This is a genomic window from Acinetobacter sp. YH12100, assembly GCF_013419135.1.
GTDB classification, from domain to species: domain Bacteria; phylum Pseudomonadota; class Gammaproteobacteria; order Pseudomonadales; family Moraxellaceae; genus Acinetobacter; species Acinetobacter pseudolwoffii.
In genome coordinates this window covers 14,324-30,597 of record NZ_VPAQ01000017.1, presented here as the reverse complement: position 1 = coordinate 30,597, position 16,274 = coordinate 14,324, and the positions used below count along the sequence as shown (strand labels likewise).

At 45.9% G+C, this 16,274-nt stretch carries 15 protein-coding genes; 9 read left to right on the top strand and 6 right to left on the bottom strand.

Translation table 11 applies throughout. From position 1 onward, the window contains the following. Window positions 1-120 precede the first annotated feature (120 nt). The 5 genes from FTU40_RS12210 (at window position 121) to rsfS (ending at window position 6,046) form a co-directional block, all read left to right on the top strand. A complete protein-coding gene (locus FTU40_RS12210) occupies window positions 121-2,928 on the top strand; it encodes an ATP-binding protein (protein ID WP_180041021.1) in 2,808 nt (935 codons plus the stop codon). A gap of 105 nt (window positions 2,929-3,033) precedes the next feature. Beyond that, window positions 3,034-3,822 carry a crotonase/enoyl-CoA hydratase family protein gene (locus tag FTU40_RS12205; RefSeq protein WP_180041019.1) on the top strand — a complete coding sequence of 263 codons (789 nt, stop codon included), beginning with the start codon at window positions 3,034-3,036 and terminating at the stop codon, window positions 3,820-3,822. Between the two features lie 36 nt (window positions 3,823-3,858). Then, window positions 3,859-4,728 (top strand): NAD(P)-dependent oxidoreductase, encoded by an 870-nt coding sequence (locus tag FTU40_RS12200; protein WP_180041017.1) that lies wholly within the window; start codon window positions 3,859-3,861, stop codon window positions 4,726-4,728. 40 nt (window positions 4,729-4,768) lie between these two features. Beyond that, the gene (locus FTU40_RS12195; protein WP_159138804.1) at window positions 4,769-5,557 is read left to right on the top strand and encodes a hydroxypyruvate isomerase family protein; all 789 of its coding nucleotides are present in this window, start codon (window positions 4,769-4,771) and stop codon (window positions 5,555-5,557) included. Window positions 5,558-5,638: 81 nt separating this feature from the next. Continuing rightward, complete coding sequence (gene rsfS, locus FTU40_RS12190; RefSeq protein WP_005098092.1) at window positions 5,639-6,046, top strand: ribosome silencing factor; 408 nt, start codon at window positions 5,639-5,641, stop codon at window positions 6,044-6,046. 258 nt (window positions 6,047-6,304) lie between these two features. Here the strand turns inward: rsfS and FTU40_RS12185 are convergent, their stop codons facing one another. The 3 genes from FTU40_RS12185 to FTU40_RS12175 are packed head-to-tail and all read right to left on the bottom strand — an operon-like array spanning window position 6,305 to window position 9,216. Further along, window positions 6,305-7,750: an NAD(P)(+) transhydrogenase (Re/Si-specific) subunit beta gene (locus tag FTU40_RS12185; protein ID WP_005098093.1), complete on the bottom strand. Its 1,446-nt coding sequence runs from the start codon at window positions 7,748-7,750 to the stop codon at window positions 6,305-6,307. A gap of 3 nt (window positions 7,751-7,753) precedes the next feature. Continuing rightward, window positions 7,754-8,077, bottom strand: coding sequence for a proton-translocating transhydrogenase family protein (locus tag FTU40_RS12180; RefSeq protein WP_004281642.1), 324 nt, complete (start codon window positions 8,075-8,077; stop codon window positions 7,754-7,756). Between the two features lie 11 nt (window positions 8,078-8,088). Then, window positions 8,089-9,216: a Re/Si-specific NAD(P)(+) transhydrogenase subunit alpha gene (locus FTU40_RS12175; protein ID WP_074383527.1), complete on the bottom strand. Its 1,128-nt coding sequence runs from the start codon at window positions 9,214-9,216 to the stop codon at window positions 8,089-8,091. A gap of 69 nt (window positions 9,217-9,285) precedes the next feature. On the opposite strand from FTU40_RS12175, the gene FTU40_RS12170 reads away from it, so the two are divergent. Continuing rightward, on the top strand, window positions 9,286-9,429 hold the full coding sequence (locus FTU40_RS12170; protein ID WP_228127723.1) for a hypothetical protein: 144 nt from the start codon (window positions 9,286-9,288) through the stop codon (window positions 9,427-9,429). A 759-nt stretch (window positions 9,430-10,188) separates the two neighbouring features. Continuing rightward, window positions 10,189-11,376, top strand: a complete 1,188-nt coding sequence (locus tag FTU40_RS12165) for an MFS transporter (protein ID WP_005098097.1) — start codon at window positions 10,189-10,191, stop codon at window positions 11,374-11,376. A gap of 14 nt (window positions 11,377-11,390) precedes the next feature. Here FTU40_RS12165 and FTU40_RS12160 read toward each other — a convergent pair whose 3' ends face one another. Beyond that, window positions 11,391-12,035 (bottom strand): hypothetical protein, encoded by a 645-nt coding sequence (locus FTU40_RS12160; protein WP_180041015.1) that lies wholly within the window; start codon window positions 12,033-12,035, stop codon window positions 11,391-11,393. Between the two features lie 272 nt (window positions 12,036-12,307). Here FTU40_RS12160 and dusA point away from each other — a divergent pair, with 272 nt between their 5' ends. Continuing rightward, entirely contained in the window at window positions 12,308-13,333 is a 1,026-nt protein-coding gene (gene dusA, locus FTU40_RS12155; RefSeq protein WP_373686063.1) for a tRNA dihydrouridine(20/20a) synthase DusA, read from the top strand. A gap of 75 nt (window positions 13,334-13,408) precedes the next feature. Here dusA and FTU40_RS12150 read toward each other — a convergent pair whose 3' ends face one another. Together FTU40_RS12150 and coaBC are read right to left on the bottom strand one after the other, a co-directional pair. Further along, complete coding sequence (locus FTU40_RS12150) at window positions 13,409-13,921, bottom strand: hypothetical protein (protein ID WP_100357996.1); 513 nt, start codon at window positions 13,919-13,921, stop codon at window positions 13,409-13,411. A 229-nt stretch (window positions 13,922-14,150) separates the two neighbouring features. Next, window positions 14,151-15,425, bottom strand: a complete 1,275-nt coding sequence (gene coaBC / locus FTU40_RS12145; RefSeq protein ID WP_180041012.1) for a bifunctional phosphopantothenoylcysteine decarboxylase/phosphopantothenate--cysteine ligase CoaBC — start codon at window positions 15,423-15,425, stop codon at window positions 14,151-14,153. Between the two features lie 113 nt (window positions 15,426-15,538). Between coaBC and radC the strand changes: the two genes are divergently transcribed. Continuing rightward, a complete protein-coding gene (radC, locus tag FTU40_RS12140) occupies window positions 15,539-16,240 on the top strand; it encodes a DNA repair protein RadC (RefSeq protein ID WP_074383531.1) in 702 nt (233 codons plus the stop codon). Window positions 16,241-16,274: the final 34 nt, after the last annotated feature.

The following is a 16,274-nucleotide window of genomic DNA, read 5'->3' as shown; positions in this document are numbered from 1 at the left end:
ACTGAAATCTCTTGTATTTTTAAAGGTTGATCTGAACCCTTATAAAAATAATGCTTAAATTTTAACTGTCGATTTAAAGCATGCTAATATGCCAGACATAAAGAAAATACTGCTTAAATCATGTCAACGATCAATAAAAAGCTGTTTAAACGCCTACACTTAAATCACGCCTATGGACAGTTGATTGCGCTGATTTTTGTGCCGATTACTATTTTGGCCTGTGTTGGCGCGATGCTGGTGTTGACTGAAACCTCGAATGCCGCACGTGCCCAGCAAAAGCAGATGGCGATTGCCATTATGACGCGTTTTCAAGGCACGTCTGAGTATGCACTGGATATTTTAAGCCTGTATCCCTGGCAATATGATCAGGCCCACAATGCCATGCAGAATATGCTCAATGAAAAGCATCTGGTTCGGGCAGCCATTCTGGATGACAGTGGCAAGAATCGTTTAGGTATCGGCTTTCAGGAACAGGCCGCTTGGCCCGATTTTGATAAAAGCGGTAACTTTATTGGCCCGATTCTGTATAAAGACAATCATATTTATGCCATTAAAGTGAATGAAAACAGTTTCTCTAAAGGCTGGCTGGCAATTGAACTGGATAATCAGCCGCTGGAAATTGCCCGTTACCGGGTCTTGATCGTGTTGATTGCGACCGGTCTGTTGACCTTATTGCTGTTATTACTCTGTCTGAATTTCTACTCACGGCGCTGGATTGCACCGATGTATGAAATTCGCATGCAGCTGCAACGCCTGAATGCCGACACCCTGGGTCAGCATATGGTGATTAACAGCACTGGAGAACTGCGTTTATTGCAGCGTGATATCGCCAATGTGGTGAAACGTCTGCATTTCAGCTTTCTGGAACTGCGCGAACATACCGAACAGACCGAAGATGATTTACGCCGTACTCTGGACACGTTGGAAGTCCAGAATATTACCTACCGTCAGGCACGTGACCAGGCAATCTCGGCCAATCAGGCCAAGTCGGTATTTCTGGCCAACATTTCCCATGAGCTACGTACCCCGCTAAACAGTATTGATGGCTTTATTCATCTGCTCTTGCGTCAGGGCAATCTCAGCAATGAGCAAAGCTTATATTTGCAGACCATTCGTAAATCTTCGGCGCATTTGCTGGCACTGATTAATGATGTACTGGACTTTTCCAAAATTGATGCCGGCAAACTGGAACTGGAAACAGCAGCTTTTGATCTGGAAGAAGCCATTTTTGATGTGATGGACATGCTCTCGCCACTGGCCGCGCAAAAACATATTGATATGGCGTTTTACTATGCGGACAGTGTACCGAAACATGTGATTGGCGATGCCTTACGTTTTAAGCAGATTCTGACCAACCTGATTTCCAATGCGATCAAGTTCACTCCGGATGGCGAAATCATCGTGCGGGCACGTATGGAACATGAGGGGATCGATCGATGTGTCTTGCATTTTAGTGTACAGGACAGCGGCATTGGCCTGAGTGGTACCGATCGTAAAAAATTATTCGAGTCTTTCTCACAGGGCGATACTTCGGTCACCCGTCAGTTTGGCGGTACAGGGCTGGGGCTGGCCATTTCCAAACAGCTGGTCAGCCTGATGCATGGCCAGATTGGTTTTGAAGATAATCAGGAACGTGCCCCAACCGAAAAAGGCTCAACTTTCTGGTTTACTGCACAATTCCTGGTCGATGAAGATACTGTAATTGAACATCCAGATTTCAATGAATTGACGGTGGTGTCTTATCTGGCCCATCCGGCAACCGCGAACGTCTTGCGTCATTATCTGGAAAATTATCAGGTCAAGCATATTGAATGCGCATCGATTCTGGATCTGTTTAGCCGCCTGAATCATCTACAGAATTCTGAAAACACCTGGCTCATCGTCGATCATAGTGGCGACAGCGAAGTCCTGTTACGCGAGATCCGCTCGCGTTATCAGGGTCATTTGGCCGTATATGGTTATCAGATGCAACTCGATCCAAGCATGCTGAACGACCATCGTGCCCGTGCTCTGCATCAGCCACTCAGCCGCAGTGCCTTGATTCAGCTGCTGGGCAATCAACCGGTCTTCGATCAGGAACAGCATGAAGACTTTAATGGTCAGGGTCTGCATATTCTGGCCGTCGATGACCATTTGCCCAACCTGATTGTTCTGGAAGCATTACTCGCTGAACTGAATGTCACCACCAGCAAAGCCCTGAGCGGACAGGAAGCGATTGATATCATCCAGCGCCGTTATGAGCAGAAACAGCCAGCTTTTGATCTGGTCTTTATGGATATTCAGATGCCGGTGATGTCGGGAATTGATACCACACGTGCGATTCGCTCACTGGAATCGACCTTTGAAAACCATAACCGACTGCCGATTATTGCCCTGACTGCACATGCGCTGTCGGATGAAAAACATAAGCTGCTGCAAAATGGCATGGATGATTATGTCACCAAGCCGATCCAGATCGAGCAGATTGTGCAGATTCTGACCCACTGGACCACCGAACATTTTAAACGGCTTCCAGTGCTGGAACGCGCCCATGTGATTGATGCACTGGATCCGAATATTCTGGACTGGCAGCAAAGCCTGCAACTGGCAGCCAATAAGGAAGATCTGGCAGTAGACCTGTTGCGCATGCTGGTCGACAGTTTTGCCGATGCACTCACTGAAATGCAGCAGTTAATTGAGCTGGAAGATTTCCCGCAACTGGAACATGTCTTGCATCGTTTATATGGTGCAACCCGCTATGTCGGCGCACCAACTTTACAGAAAGTCACGGGCAGATTTGAACAGTTCGTTTCAACCCTGCGCAAAGAACGTCGCAAGGCCGACGAAAACTTTGTTCAAGACGTGCTGAAACATTTTGATGAACTTAAAGCCGTGGTCGAACAAGTTGAACAGGCCGCCCAGCAAATTCTGAAACAACATTTGAATTAAAACTTGAAGCTGCTCAGTCCGTGACTTAGAAAGTATGACTGAGCTGTCATGCAAGCTCATAGGCCGCATGCTATGCTCGGCTCAGGAAAAATAAGGAAGAATGCCATGTCACTCGTGCGCTTGGAAAAAAATAACGGCATTGCCACAGTTACACTGAATCGCCCGGATAAACGCAATGCCATGAGCTTTGCCCTGCTGCGTGAACTGGTTGCGACTGCGCAGAAAATCAAAAAAGATAAAAGTATCCGTTGCGTCATTTTAACCGGTGAAGCGCAGGTGTTTAGTGCCGGCATTGATCTGGCCGATTTAAATAATCCTAAAAATCGTGTCTATGCGGCCTGGGAGTTAATCCGTCCGGGTCAGAGCCTGTTCCAGAAAGCCTTTCTGGTCTGGCAGGAATTACCTGTGCCGGTGATCGCTGCGATGCAGGGCTTCTGTTTTGGCGCTGGTATGCAGCTTGCTCTGGCCGCAGATATCCGTATTGCACATCCTGATACCAAAATGTCGATTATGGAAACCCGTTGGGGACTGGTACCAGATATGGGACTCAGCCGTTCGCTGAAAGGCCTGATTGGGATTGATCTGGCCAAAGAGCTGACCTTGACTGCCCGGATTTTTGACGGTGCCTATGCCAAAGAGATTGGTCTGGTTACCCATGTGGATCAAGAACCACTGGCACGCGCACAAGCATTGGCTGAGGAAATGCTGCAACGCTCTCCGGATGCCCTGATGGCCTCTAAGTTTGTACTGGATGCCATGCAGCATCGCCCAAATAAATCTTTACGTATGGAAAAAATCTGGCAGCTCAAATTACTGCTAGGTAAAAACAGTCAGCTGGCTCGCAAAAAGGACAAGAATCCGGAAGTCCAGTTCGTGCCACGCCAATATAACTAAATCGAGTTAGAGTCCAAGCAAGGAATAAGAAAAAGCATGCAGTTAAATCGCGATACTAAGATTGCCTTTTTGGGTATGGGCCTGATGGGACGCCGGATGGCGACCCGTCTACTACAGGCAGGTTTTCAGGTCGCGGTATGGAACCGTACCTCGGCGGCTTGCCATCCCTTAATCGACTTGGGTGCAACTGCGCTGTCTTTGAATCAGATTGCGGATTATCCAGTGATTTTGACTTGCTTGGCAGATGATCAGGCGGTGCAATCGGTCTTTGAGCAGATCGTGCCGTATTTGGTTGCCGATCAAATCATTGTGGATTTTTCCAGCCTTTCGGTGCAGCAAACTCACGCGCTTGCAGCACAAGCACAGGCCAAACAGGTGAGCTGGATTGATTCCCCAGTTTCAGGCGGTACCGCAGGTGCTGAACAAGGCAGTCTGGTGATTTTTGCCGGTGGTGATGCCGCAATGATTGAACATCTTGACCCAATTTATGCAGCACTTTCACAGCGCGTCACCCGTATGGGCGACACCGGTACTGGTCAGGCGACCAAAATTTGTAATCAGCTCATTGTCGCAGCCAATAGTACCCTGATCGCGGAAGCAGTGGCATTGGCGGGCCTTGCAGGTGTAGATACACGCCTACTGGCACCTGCCTTGGCAGGTGGTTTTGCCGATTCCAAACCTTTCCAGATTCTGGCACCACGTATGGCCACACAAACTTTCGAACCGGTGCAATGGAAAGTGCAGACCTTATCTAAAGATCTGAACAATGCCGTGCAACTGGCCCAAAGCTTTGACCTGAATGTTCCGGTCGCGACTCAGGCCTTATCACAGCTGCAAATCCATCAGGCCCAGGGCTTTGCCGAGGCCGATCTGGCCACTGTGATTCAACAGCTCAAGCACGCATAATTTTTACTTTTGTAATACCCTGAATGTATAAGGAAAATACATGATTAAACTTGCCGTTAACCTGTCGATGATTTTTACCGAAGTGCCACTCATCGAACGCTTCGCGCTGGCTCGAGCACAGGGCTTTAATCATGTCGAAATCCAGTTTCCTTATGAATTGACGATTGGCCAGATTCAAAATCAGCTCAGCATCCATCAACTGAACTTATGCCTGATTAATGTGCCTGCCGGTGATTTAATGCAGGGCGGCCATGGCCTGGCCGGTATCCCGGGGCGGGAAATCGAGTTCCGTCATGCTGTTGAACAAGCTATCCAGTATGCCACGGCCTTAAATGTACCTCGGGTCAATATTCTGGCCGGCAAACAGCCTCTGGATTGTGACCTGTTGCCCTGCCTGAATACGCTGGCAAGTAATCTGAAAATAGCCTGTTCAATGCTGCTCGAGCATCAAATTGAACCGGTCTTTGAAATGGTCAATGGCACCGATATGCCACGTTTTTTGATTCAAAATGTTGCACAAGCTCAGGAAATGCTGGAAGCGGTCAATCATCCGGCCTTAAAAATGCAGTATGACTGCTATCACATGGCGATGATGGGCGAAGATGTACTGGAAAATTTAAAAGAAAATATTCACCTGATTGGTCATATCCAGTTTGCGGATTGTCCGGGACGACATCAACCCAATACGGCGTCTATTCAATATCATGATATATTTCAGTGGTTAAAACATAGTCAATATCAAGCTTATGTCGCTGCCGAATATAAGCCGATGCAGCATTCCAATGACTCCTTTGTCTGGAAAGCCGAATTCTTTCCGGAGCATGACTGAGTGGACTGCGGCTTCATTTGAAATTCAGCACTAAAACCGCTATATTAGACCATGCATAATTGTTAGGAAATTACACACCCCATGAATTTAGAACCATCGCCCAGCGCTTCTAATTCTCACGATCTTACTATGAATTCAAATTCTCAAGCTGTACAGGACTGCTTAAAAGTCGTACATGCTGCACTTGAAGATGTAAAAGCAAAAGAAATTGTTGAGCTTGATGTCAGCGGTATCAGTAATGTGGCTGATGCTATGGTCATTGCAAGCGGCACATCGACACGTCATATCAAATCACTGGCCAATAACGTTGCTGAAGAAGCACGTAAAGCTGGCTTCCGTCCGCTTGGTATTGAAGGCGAACGTGATGCTGAATGGATCCTCATCGACCTCGGTTATGTAGTGGTTCATTGTATGCTTCCAACAGCGCGTAAATTCTATGATCTAGAAAGCTTATGGCGCAATCCTGCAGATACAAACTCTGTAGCGTAAAATCAAATATTCAAAAAAGCGACCTGTGTAGGTCGCTTTTTTATTGCCTGTTCATCGGACTTTATAAGCGTTAATACAACTCAAGCTACAGCTATTTTTCTTTAATTTTCATCTTGTATTATGCACCGATTTGATGGGTATTTTAGGATAAATTCATCATAAACATAGACGTTCGATGACCGCTCAATCATCTTTTTTCCAAAATATAAAATAAAAAATCCCCCTTTATTAAAGGGGGACTTAGGGGGATTTAAATGATTAGTGACCCGTCCCATTAATCGCTTTGGTCATATCTTCCACCACTTTCTTGGCATCACCGAAGATCATCATGGTCTTGTCATTATAGAACAAGTCATTGTCCAGACCTGCATAACCGGTCGCCATTGAACGTTTGATTACCATAATAGTACGTGCTTTATGCGCTTCCAGAATCGGCATGCCATAAATCGGCGATGTTGGATCATCTTTGGCTGCCGGGTTGACAACGTCGTTTGCACCAATCACCAGCACCACATCCGTTGCCGGGAAGTCAGAGTTGATCTCATCCATCTCTAAAATATCTTCATACGGCACATCAGCTTCAGCCAGCAATACGTTCATATGACCTGGCATACGACCTGCCACCGGATGAATTGCAAAACGTACGGTTACGCCCTGCTCTTTTAAGATGTTCGCAAGTTCTTTGACCGCATTCTGTGCACGACCTTGCGCCATTCCATAACCCGGTACAATCACCACGCTGTCCGCATTTGACATGAGGAAGCCCGCATCATCTGCTGAACCAGAACGGTGGTTACGTTGTACCTGCTCACCCGCACCTGCTGTCGGCGCAGCTGTACCGCCCATTGCGCCACCAAACAGAACGTTGATGATTGAACGGTTCATGGCTTTACACATGATATAAGACAGAATCGCACCTGAAGAACCGACCAGTGAACCTGCCACAATCAGCATGTTGTTTTCAAGCGTGAAACCAATCCCGGCTGCAGCCCAACCAGAGAATGAGTTGAGTAGCGAGACCACCACCGGCATATCACCACCGCCGACAGGTGCAATCCATACCCAGCCAAAGACCAGTGCAAGTGCTGTCATTGCCCAGAATGCGGTCATATTCCCTGTTGAGAAGAACATGAAACCAAACACCAACATGGCAATAAAGATGATGGCCTGAACAGGTTTTACCCATGCGCCAGAAATGGTTTTTGCCCATTTCTTCGCAGCCAGTTTTCCATAAGCAAAGACTGATGCTGTAAAGGTAATTGCACCGACAAAACAACCCACGAACAGTTCAAATAAATGAACACGGCTCATTTCATGGAAATTGACACCATTGGCCGCCAAAAGGTCTGGACCGAGTTCAATCAGTTTGTTGTTATGAATAATTGCAGCAATCGCAATCAAGACCGCAGCCAGACCCACCAATGAGTGCATCAGCGCCACAGTTTCTGGCATTTGGGTCATAGGGACAGTACGCGCACGGGCAATACCCACCACCGCACCTGCTACCATTGCGCCCACAATCATCCACACCACAGGATTATCTGCAACAAAGAAGGTGGTCAATACTGCAATCGCCATGGCGATCATACCGTAACGGTTACCTTGAATTGCAGTTTTAGGACCTGATAAACCACGTAGCGTCAGGATAAAAAGAACGGCACCAATCAGGTAGAACCAATCCGCATATTCTCGAATCATTTCCATGGATTAACCCTCTTTTTTCTTTTGCTTAGGTTTAAACATTTCCAGCATACGTGCAGTCACGGCAAAGCCACCGAAAATATTGATACTGGCCAGGAACACCGCGATTGCACCCAGCACGCTCACCACGTTAATGGTCTGGAAATCCACGCTGCCTTCAACGCCGATCACCGGCAGACCAACGGTCTGGATCATCGCACCGACAATAATGATCGATGACAAGGCATTGGTGACCGCCATCAACGGCGTATGCAATGCTGGTGTTACACCCCACACCACGTAGTAACCTACGAAAATGGCAAGGACAAAAATCGTAATTGTTTCAACCATGAGTCTTCTCCTTAACCACGTTTTAGCAGCACTTGGCCGGCATGAGTGACAAGTAGGGCTTTTTGAATTTCTTCTTCTGGATTCAGGACAAAATTCTTATCGGCATCAAACAGCGTTTCGACAAAATTAAACACGTTACGTGCATATAAAGCCGATGCTTCAGTCGATACAGTCGAAGGAATATTGGGAATACCCAAAATTTTGACGCCGTTGTCGGTATGCACAGTTTCACCGCATTTCGAACCTTCAACGTTACCGCCCGATTCCACTGCCATATCTAAAATGACTGAACCCGGTTTCATTTTCGCAACTGTTTCAGCACGGATTAAACGCGGTGCATCACGGCCGGGTAAAAGCGCTGTGGTAATCACAATGTCAGCATTTGATACGGCTTTATCCACAATGGCAGCCTGATCGCGGATGTATTCCTCACCCGGCATCCAGCCATAACCATTCTTGGCCGCATCCGCCGCTTTTTGCTGCTCTTCGGCAGACATCGGCACGTCCAACCATTTACCGCCCAATGATTCCACTTGGTCTTTTGCTGTTGGACGCAAGTCTGTGGCTTCCACAATAGCGCCTAAGCGTTTTGCAGTGGCAATCGCTTGCAGACCCGCGACACCGACCCCCATGATCACCACACGGGCCGGTTTGACCGTCCCCGCAGCCGTCATTAGCATCGGGAACATGCGCTGGTATTCAGCCGCAGCCAAAAGCACCGATTTGTATCCTGCAAGGTTGGCTTGAGAAGACAAGACATCCATGTTCTGCGCACGAGACAAGGTCCGTGGCAAAAGTTCCAATGCAAATGCAGACACGTTCTGTGCCGCAAATTGGTCAAGCTCAGTATTACGGTAAGGATCAAACATCGCCACGATGGCGGTGTTCGGATTGAGTTTTTGAATTTCCTCACCTTTCGGTGCACGAACTTTTAAAATCAATTGACTGCCGGTGTAGGCATCATCCGTAATTTTGGCACCAACTTGTTCATAGGCACTATCGATATAGGCAGCTTTAAGCCCTGCACTACGTTCGATAATCACGCTATGTCCTGCGCTGATCAATTTCTTTACTGTCTCTGGCGTCGCAGCGACGCGATTTTCACCGACAACAGTTTCGGCTGGAATTCCGATCTGCATGAGCGTTCCTCAAGCTAATTTTTCTTAAGTAAACATCGCTTAAACGATGCTTCCCCTCAGGATGTGTTCTTGTTGAATTTTTGGATTCTAATCAAACTGTTTGAAATTACTACCTACTATTTATTTAATAAATGCCTATATATTGAACTGATGATTCATAAAAATGTTGCTGTACTGGTGCGTGGCTTACATACGCCAAATATTTATATTTGATTATTTTATAAACGATATTCATTTACCTGAATGAAAACCTGAAAATGCGCTCGGCTGATAAGCCGCCTACTTGAGATTTCTTTTGTTACATTGATCTTTCTGACCAAAATTCCTGTTTTGGTTCTTTAGGCTACCCGTTTCTGAATAGGTCTCTCTGCTAAGGACAGCGGCACTTTAGCTTTCCAAGTTTTCTAAATTTGACTTTATTGACAAATAAAGAACTTATTCCCGATAAGCTATCTGATCTGTAAAGTAATACCTTTTATTCAATTTAGTTATGATTTAGCACCCATCGAGCTAGGGTTGAATTGATGGATGTGACACAACGAGATCTGTGGGTCTAAGGGTCACTTATCTCTAAAATGATCAGACCAAGAGGAACAAAAATCTTGCTGACCATTTATTATATTAATGTCATAAACCGAATAAGTGACTAAAATAAAGTTTATGCACCATATCTGCGCATAAAATGAGAGCCATTATTTAATTTTTTTCATTTTCAGGGGATTTTCCGTTCTTTCTTTGTCCTATGCGTTGTAATAAAGCCAGCTATTGATCAAAAATCTGGCAACCTGATCATTCCTGACTGGTTTTCTAATTCAAGTCTTGTGTAGTCCTTGCGATCTAAGATCTTTTCATTGAGTCATTGTAATATTTTTCTACTTTTAAAGCCTAAAGTTCTCACTTATAGTGCCTTTCATTCCTGCATCAATGCGCTGCTTGTTTTAAATTCTCCTCGGCTTAGATAAGGTTGCTGCTATGAACACGCCCCTCGATATCAGTCAAAACAAGCCCTTATTATGGCTGATGGCGATTGCCTGTGGTTTATGTGCCGGCGCCAACTATTATTGCCAGCCACTGATTTCATCGATTCAGCAATATTATCAGGTGCCGGAATCACAAGTGGCACTCACCGTTACCTTTGCTCAAATCTCTTATGCATTAGGCTTGCTGTTTATTGTACCTTTGGGCGATATGCTGAATAAAACCAAGCTGATTCCCTTTCTCATGCTGGGTGCAGCTGCAGGTTTATTTATTTGTGCCAGTGCGATAAACCTGCCGATGCTGTGGGTTGGCACCATCATTGCCGGACTGTTTTCCGTGGCTGCACAGATTCTGATTCCCTTGGCCACCATGGCAGTCAAACCGGAAAAAACTGGAGAAGTAGTGGGTTTCCTGATGAGCGGCTTGCTGGTCGGTATTCTGCTCTCGACCAGTATTGCGGGATTATTGTCCGACCTGTTTCACTGGAAAATGATCTATATCGTCAGTGGCATCAGCATGCTGGCTTTAAGTTTTTATCTGCGAGGAAAATTACCGAGTCTGCCACGTCTGAGAATCAGCTATGCAGCGATTTTCAAATCTATGGCGAGCTTATTAAAACATGAACCACGATTGGTCTTGCGCTCTCTTACCGGTGCTTGTGCTTTTGCCGCCATGAGCATGCTGTTCTCGACCATTGCCCTGCTGCTGACCCAAGAACCTTTCCAGCTGTCTGATGTCATGGTCGGTCTGGTGACACTGGTCGGCGTCTTTGGCGCATTGTCGACTCAATTCATTGGTAAATGGGCCGATCGGGGCCATATCAAAACCTTGAGCTGGATTGGCTGTTCGATCCTGATTGGGAGCTGGCTGTTCCTATATTTTGGTGCGGTATCGCTGCTGAGCTATATTCTGGGCTATGGACTGATTAATCTGGGGTTGGCGATTACGCATAGCTGTAATCAGAATGTGATTTTCCGCCTGCGCCCGGATGCCAAATCACGGGTCAATTCACTGTATATGACCCTGTATTTTATTGGCGGTGCCTGTGGTTCAGCCTTAGGGGTTTATGCCTGGCATCATGGGGGCTGGAGCATGACCTGTATGGCAGGACTCGGGCTGGCCCTAGGCGCTACCCTATTCGCCTTACTGGATCAATGGCATCACGCCCGGACAGCAGCCTAGATGCTTAACTATACTTAGCTGACTTGAGCCGCTGGATAGAAAGGTTTATTTAAATCTAGAGCAACTGAATTTTCCAATAAAATACAGATAAAGACCGGCAGCAAAGCGGCCAGAATCCGGCAGCTTTCCTCGAGTGACTTGTGATTCAGGGAACTATGATAGGTAATTCCGCCCTGCATGAGCTGATGGTGTAATGTATATAAACGACGAAACACCCCGACTAAAATTTCGACAGAATTCCGCTCATTTAAAGCATGCTGTATGATTTTTTTCTGTGTTTCCAGTTCAGCATTACAGCATTCCAGACTAATTTTCTGGTGACGATAATCCCAAAAACTTTGTTCCATATAGGGGTTCGCTAAGAGTGAGTGGATTGGCTGACTGTACTTTTCCCAGACAATATGATTAATCTTCTGGTCCAGATCATTTTGGCAAAGTATTTCTAGAAATTGACGCAGCTTATCCTTTCCCTGAACCCGATCATCCTCTTCTGCATAAATAGCCTGAAAACCAATCCATAGACTGATGAATTTAAAATCCAGATCTTGATCCAAGTCTAGCGCTTTTTTAAACCAGCCTAAGCCACGATGAATTTTTAAGTTAAAATGTGCTGAATTTTGTGCTTTATGGCTTTTATAAATCTCCTCCAATAACAGCATAATTATTCTCCTTATTTCTATCATTTTTTATATTGGTGTTTCTACTATCAAAATATACCATTCTGGAATGACTTGGAATTCTAATTTTATTTCTTGTTTTATGTCCTGGACTTACTGGCTTGACTCAAGTTCGCCGGGTCGTTCTGCTGATTTTATGCTAGTATTACGCCCTCTTTTTTGCGATGTTGGCCTAGCGAGCTTGGGCAAAAAAAATAATCTTTGGGTGATTTATTCATCCCTTCTTCTTCCATTTCGTTAAGGCATAATTTTGAATGACTGATCTGACCACCATTGAAAATAAACTTCAACCACGAATCAGTGTTGCCCCGATGATGGATTGGACCACCAAAGACTATCGCTTCTTTGCCCGTCTGTTTAACCCAAATGTGATTATGTACACTGAAATGGTCACCACAGGTGCCATCATTTATGGGGATGCCAAACGGCATTTGGACTTTAACACCGAAGAACAGCCGATCGTGCTACAACTTGGTGGCTCGAATCCTAAAGATCTCGCGATCTGTACCAAGATGGCACAGGATTGGGGTTATAACGAAGTCAATTTAAATGTGGGTTGCCCGAGTGACCGGGTACAGAATAATAAAATTGGGGCCTGCCTCATGGCTGAACCCGATTTAGTCGCGGAATGTATTGCTGAAATGCAGCATGCGGTGGATATTCCAGTGACTGTAAAACACCGGATCGGGATTGATGATATGCAGTCTTATGAAGAAATGCTGCATTTTGTCGATACCGTAGCCAAAACCGGCTGCAATAATTTTATCGTACACGCGCGCATTGCCTTATTAAAAGGTCTATCGCCTAAAGAAAACCGCGATGTGCCGCCCCTGCGTTATGAAGATGTTTATCGCCTGAAGCAGGATCGTCCTGATCTGCTGATTGAAATCAATGGCGGGATCAAGACCTATGCCGAAACGCTGGAACATCTCAAACATGTCGATGGCGTGATGATTGGTCGTGAAGCCTATCATAATCCGTACTTATTGGCTGAACTGGGCCAATTGTGGAATCTGGATGCACCGGATCGTTTCGAGATCATGCAACAAATGCTGCCTTATATTACCCAGCGCATGGCAGAAGGTGCACCATTGTCAATTATTAGCCGTCATATTTTAGGACTGTTCCAGAACTTGCCGGGTGCACGTAAATGGCGTCAGGCACTAAGCGGTGGCAATGCCAAAACCTTGAAAGATGTGGAAACTGCGCTGTTTAATATTCAAGAAGCAATGCAACGTACTGAAGACTATGTGCGTGAACATCAGCAAGTTGAATTCTAAATACGAATTTAAAAGTCTAATCGATATAAAAAAGCACCGATCATCGGTGCTTTTTTATAGAGATGAGCGAAGACGTTATTGAGTATATGCGGTGATATTACCGACCGGAACCGGTTCTTCCTGATAAGAAACACCTTGAAATTCTGGCTCGGCAATGGGTGTGACCAGAGAACCGTGCTCATGTTCTTTTGACTCATCTACAGGTTCCAGGTCATCTAAGGCTGAAGCCAGCTGCTGTAACTCCCGATCCAGTTGCTGCCGGTATTGCTCTATTTCAATTTCATCAATAAAAGCAAAGGCATCCTCTTCGATCGACCACCTATAGCCTCCATCGACCTTAAAAATTTTGACATTGACCGGATATGCCTCCCCCTGATAATTCAGATGAGAAATCGCTTTAAATTGATTGCCCTGCCGCTGGACAATTTTGACCTTCTGCACAGTAAAACGATAGCGTTGATAATCCTGATTGGAATTAAATTCCTGTTGCATCTGCGCTTGAATATTTCTGGCCAATTCATCCATCGAGACAAAGTAACTGCATCCAGCCAGACAGGCGATCATCCATAACACAATGATTGTTCTCATAGCGCCTCCTTCTTTTTCTTTCCTGTTCCTGCTTATAGCTGATATATGCAGTATTGTTATGCTTGCTTATTCTGTGACCTATTTTATGCTTTTTTGAAAAAACAAGAAATAAGCAGTGCATGAATCATGACTAAATTATTTAAGATTTCTACAGCTTTTTGAATAAATGATAAAAATTTACTCATAAAAAAGCCCTGAATCTAACAGGGCTTTTTTTGTGAAGATTCTTTTAAAAATCGTCATCACTGGATGGATCACGATGCAAGGCATCATGAATCGCTTCAATCAGCTGCTGGGCAATTTCCTGCTTGGAGGCTTTTTCCAGATCACGCTTATCCATCTGATACTGTTCGGCAAAAAATACGGTCATGGCATTTTCATCCGACGCAAAACCGATATCGGCACGTGAGACATCATTGCAGGCAATCATATCCAGTTTTTTCGCGACCAGTTTGCCCGCGGCATATTCTTCAATATTGCGGGTTTCCGCCGCAAAACCGACCATAAATGGACGTTTCTCTTGCTGGGCAATAGTCGCCACAATATCCGGATTTTTCACAAGCGCCACATTCAGCTCATCGCCAGATTTTTTAATTTTGTGTTCTGCAACTTGCGCCACGCGGTAATCCGCCACCGCAGCAGTTGCAATAAAAATATCACAGCCATCTTCCAGCATCTGCATGCTTTCATTGAGCATTTTTACGGCAGAACTGACATTTTTGCGTTTGACACCATTTGGTGTATCCAGAGTCACTGGCCCTGCAATCAGGGTCACATCTGCCCCAGCGGCATAACAGGCAGCTGCCAGAGCAAAGCCCATTTTACCGGTACTGTGATTGGAAATATAACGTACCGGATCAATCGCTTCACGGGTTGGACCGGCGGTGATGGTGACACGTTTACCCGCAAGCTGACCAAATTTTTCTGCGATCGCACGCTGTGCTTGATGGAAATATTCTGTGACTTGTCGTGCCAGATCTTCCGGCTCAGGCATACGGCCTAAACCCACATCGCCACAGGCTTGAGATCCGGCATCCGGCATGATCACATGCACACCATCTTCAATTAAAGTGGCCAAGTTGCGTTGTGTTGGCTTAGCTGCCCACATTTGCTGGTTCATGGCAGGCGCTACCCAGACCGGTGCCTTGGTCGCCAGATATAAAGTACTGAGCAAATCATCTGCCAGACCTGCTGCAAACTTTGCCAAGGTGTCACAACTTGCAGGTGCAACCAGTAACAGATCCGCCCAACGTGCCAGCTCGATATGCCCCATACCTGCTTCCGCTTCAGGATCCAGTAATGCCGTATGGACCGGATTGCCTGATAAGGCTTGAAACGTTAAAGGTGTAATAAAAGCCTGTGCCCCTTGGGTCATCACCACCCGCACATTAAATCCGGCATCTTTCAGACGACGAACCAGAATCGCACTTTTATAGGCAGCAATGCCGCCAGTCACAGCTAAAATGATATTTTTATGAGGAATTACACTTACGTCGAAGCTCACAAACAGGCTACCTTTCTGTTGCAGTGGGGCTCACAATAGCATTAAATAATCGCATTCCCAAGCGATCGGCTTGCGGGAAAACTGATAATTCATAATAAATAAGTCTAATAACTATGCAATTTTCTATTAAAAACTGGCCGGAACAAGAACGGCCGCGAGAACGCTTAATTCAATATGGCGCAGAAAGTCTGTCCGATGCCGAGCTACTGGCCATTTTTCTACGTTCCGGTTCCCAGCAACATTCGGCAGTTGATCTGGCGCGTTTGCTGATTCAGCATTTTGGTCATTTGACTGCGTTACTGGATGCACCTTTACAGGAAGTCAGCCAGTTTCATGGCATGGGCATCAGTAAATATACCCAACTGATGGCCGTCAAGGAACTCGGACGGCGTTACATTGCCGAGCACCTGAAACAGGATACACTGGAACTTACCAATTCCAAGCGGCTGAGAGATTACTTACGTTTTGAACTGCTCGGTGAAACTCAGGAAGTGTTTGCCGTGCTGTGTCTGGATGCCAGTCTAAGAAAAATTGCCTTTAAAAAACTGTTTTATGGCTCCATCAATGCATGTGATATTTCTATTAATCAATTGCTACGTTATGCCATTAGCCAACAGGCAACCTCAATTGTCATTGCACATAATCATCCGCTGGGTCGGCCCTCTCCCTCCAAGGCTGACCTGGCATTGACCCGCCAGATTCAACAGGCTTGCCAACTGGTGGATATCCATCTGATTGACCACTGCATCATCGCTTTGGAGGGAAGTTTTTCCTTTGCTGAGCAGCAACTCATCAAACCGGAAATGCAGTATTGAATAGCACTTGACAAAGCAGGCACAACTCCACAAG

Bases quoted from the DNA above. Each gene is read 5' to 3' on its own strand.
- FTU40_RS12210 (WP_180041021.1), top strand. From the start codon at position 121: ATGTCAACGATCAATAAAAAGCTGTTTAAACGCCTACACTTAAATCAC.
- FTU40_RS12205 (WP_180041019.1), top strand. From the start codon at position 3,034: ATGTCACTCGTGCGCTTGGAAAAAAATAACGGCATTGCCACAGTTACA.
- FTU40_RS12200 (WP_180041017.1), top strand. From the start codon at position 3,859: ATGCAGTTAAATCGCGATACTAAGATTGCCTTTTTGGGTATGGGCCTG.
- FTU40_RS12195 (WP_159138804.1), top strand. From the start codon at position 4,769: ATGATTAAACTTGCCGTTAACCTGTCGATGATTTTTACCGAAGTGCCA.
- rsfS (WP_005098092.1), top strand. From the start codon at position 5,639: ATGAATTTAGAACCATCGCCCAGCGCTTCTAATTCTCACGATCTTACT.
- FTU40_RS12185 (WP_005098093.1), bottom strand. From the start codon at position 7,750: ATGGAAATGATTCGAGAATATGCGGATTGGTTCTACCTGATTGGTGCC.
- FTU40_RS12180 (WP_004281642.1), bottom strand. From the start codon at position 8,077: ATGGTTGAAACAATTACGATTTTTGTCCTTGCCATTTTCGTAGGTTAC.
- FTU40_RS12175 (WP_074383527.1), bottom strand. From the start codon at position 9,216: ATGCAGATCGGAATTCCAGCCGAAACTGTTGTCGGTGAAAATCGCGTC.
- FTU40_RS12165 (WP_005098097.1), top strand. From the start codon at position 10,189: ATGAACACGCCCCTCGATATCAGTCAAAACAAGCCCTTATTATGGCTG.
- FTU40_RS12160 (WP_180041015.1), bottom strand. From the start codon at position 12,035: ATGCTGTTATTGGAGGAGATTTATAAAAGCCATAAAGCACAAAATTCA.
- dusA (WP_373686063.1), top strand. From the start codon at position 12,308: ATGACTGATCTGACCACCATTGAAAATAAACTTCAACCACGAATCAGT.
- FTU40_RS12150 (WP_100357996.1), bottom strand. From the start codon at position 13,921: ATGAGAACAATCATTGTGTTATGGATGATCGCCTGTCTGGCTGGATGC.
- radC (WP_074383531.1), top strand. From the start codon at position 15,539: ATGCAATTTTCTATTAAAAACTGGCCGGAACAAGAACGGCCGCGAGAA.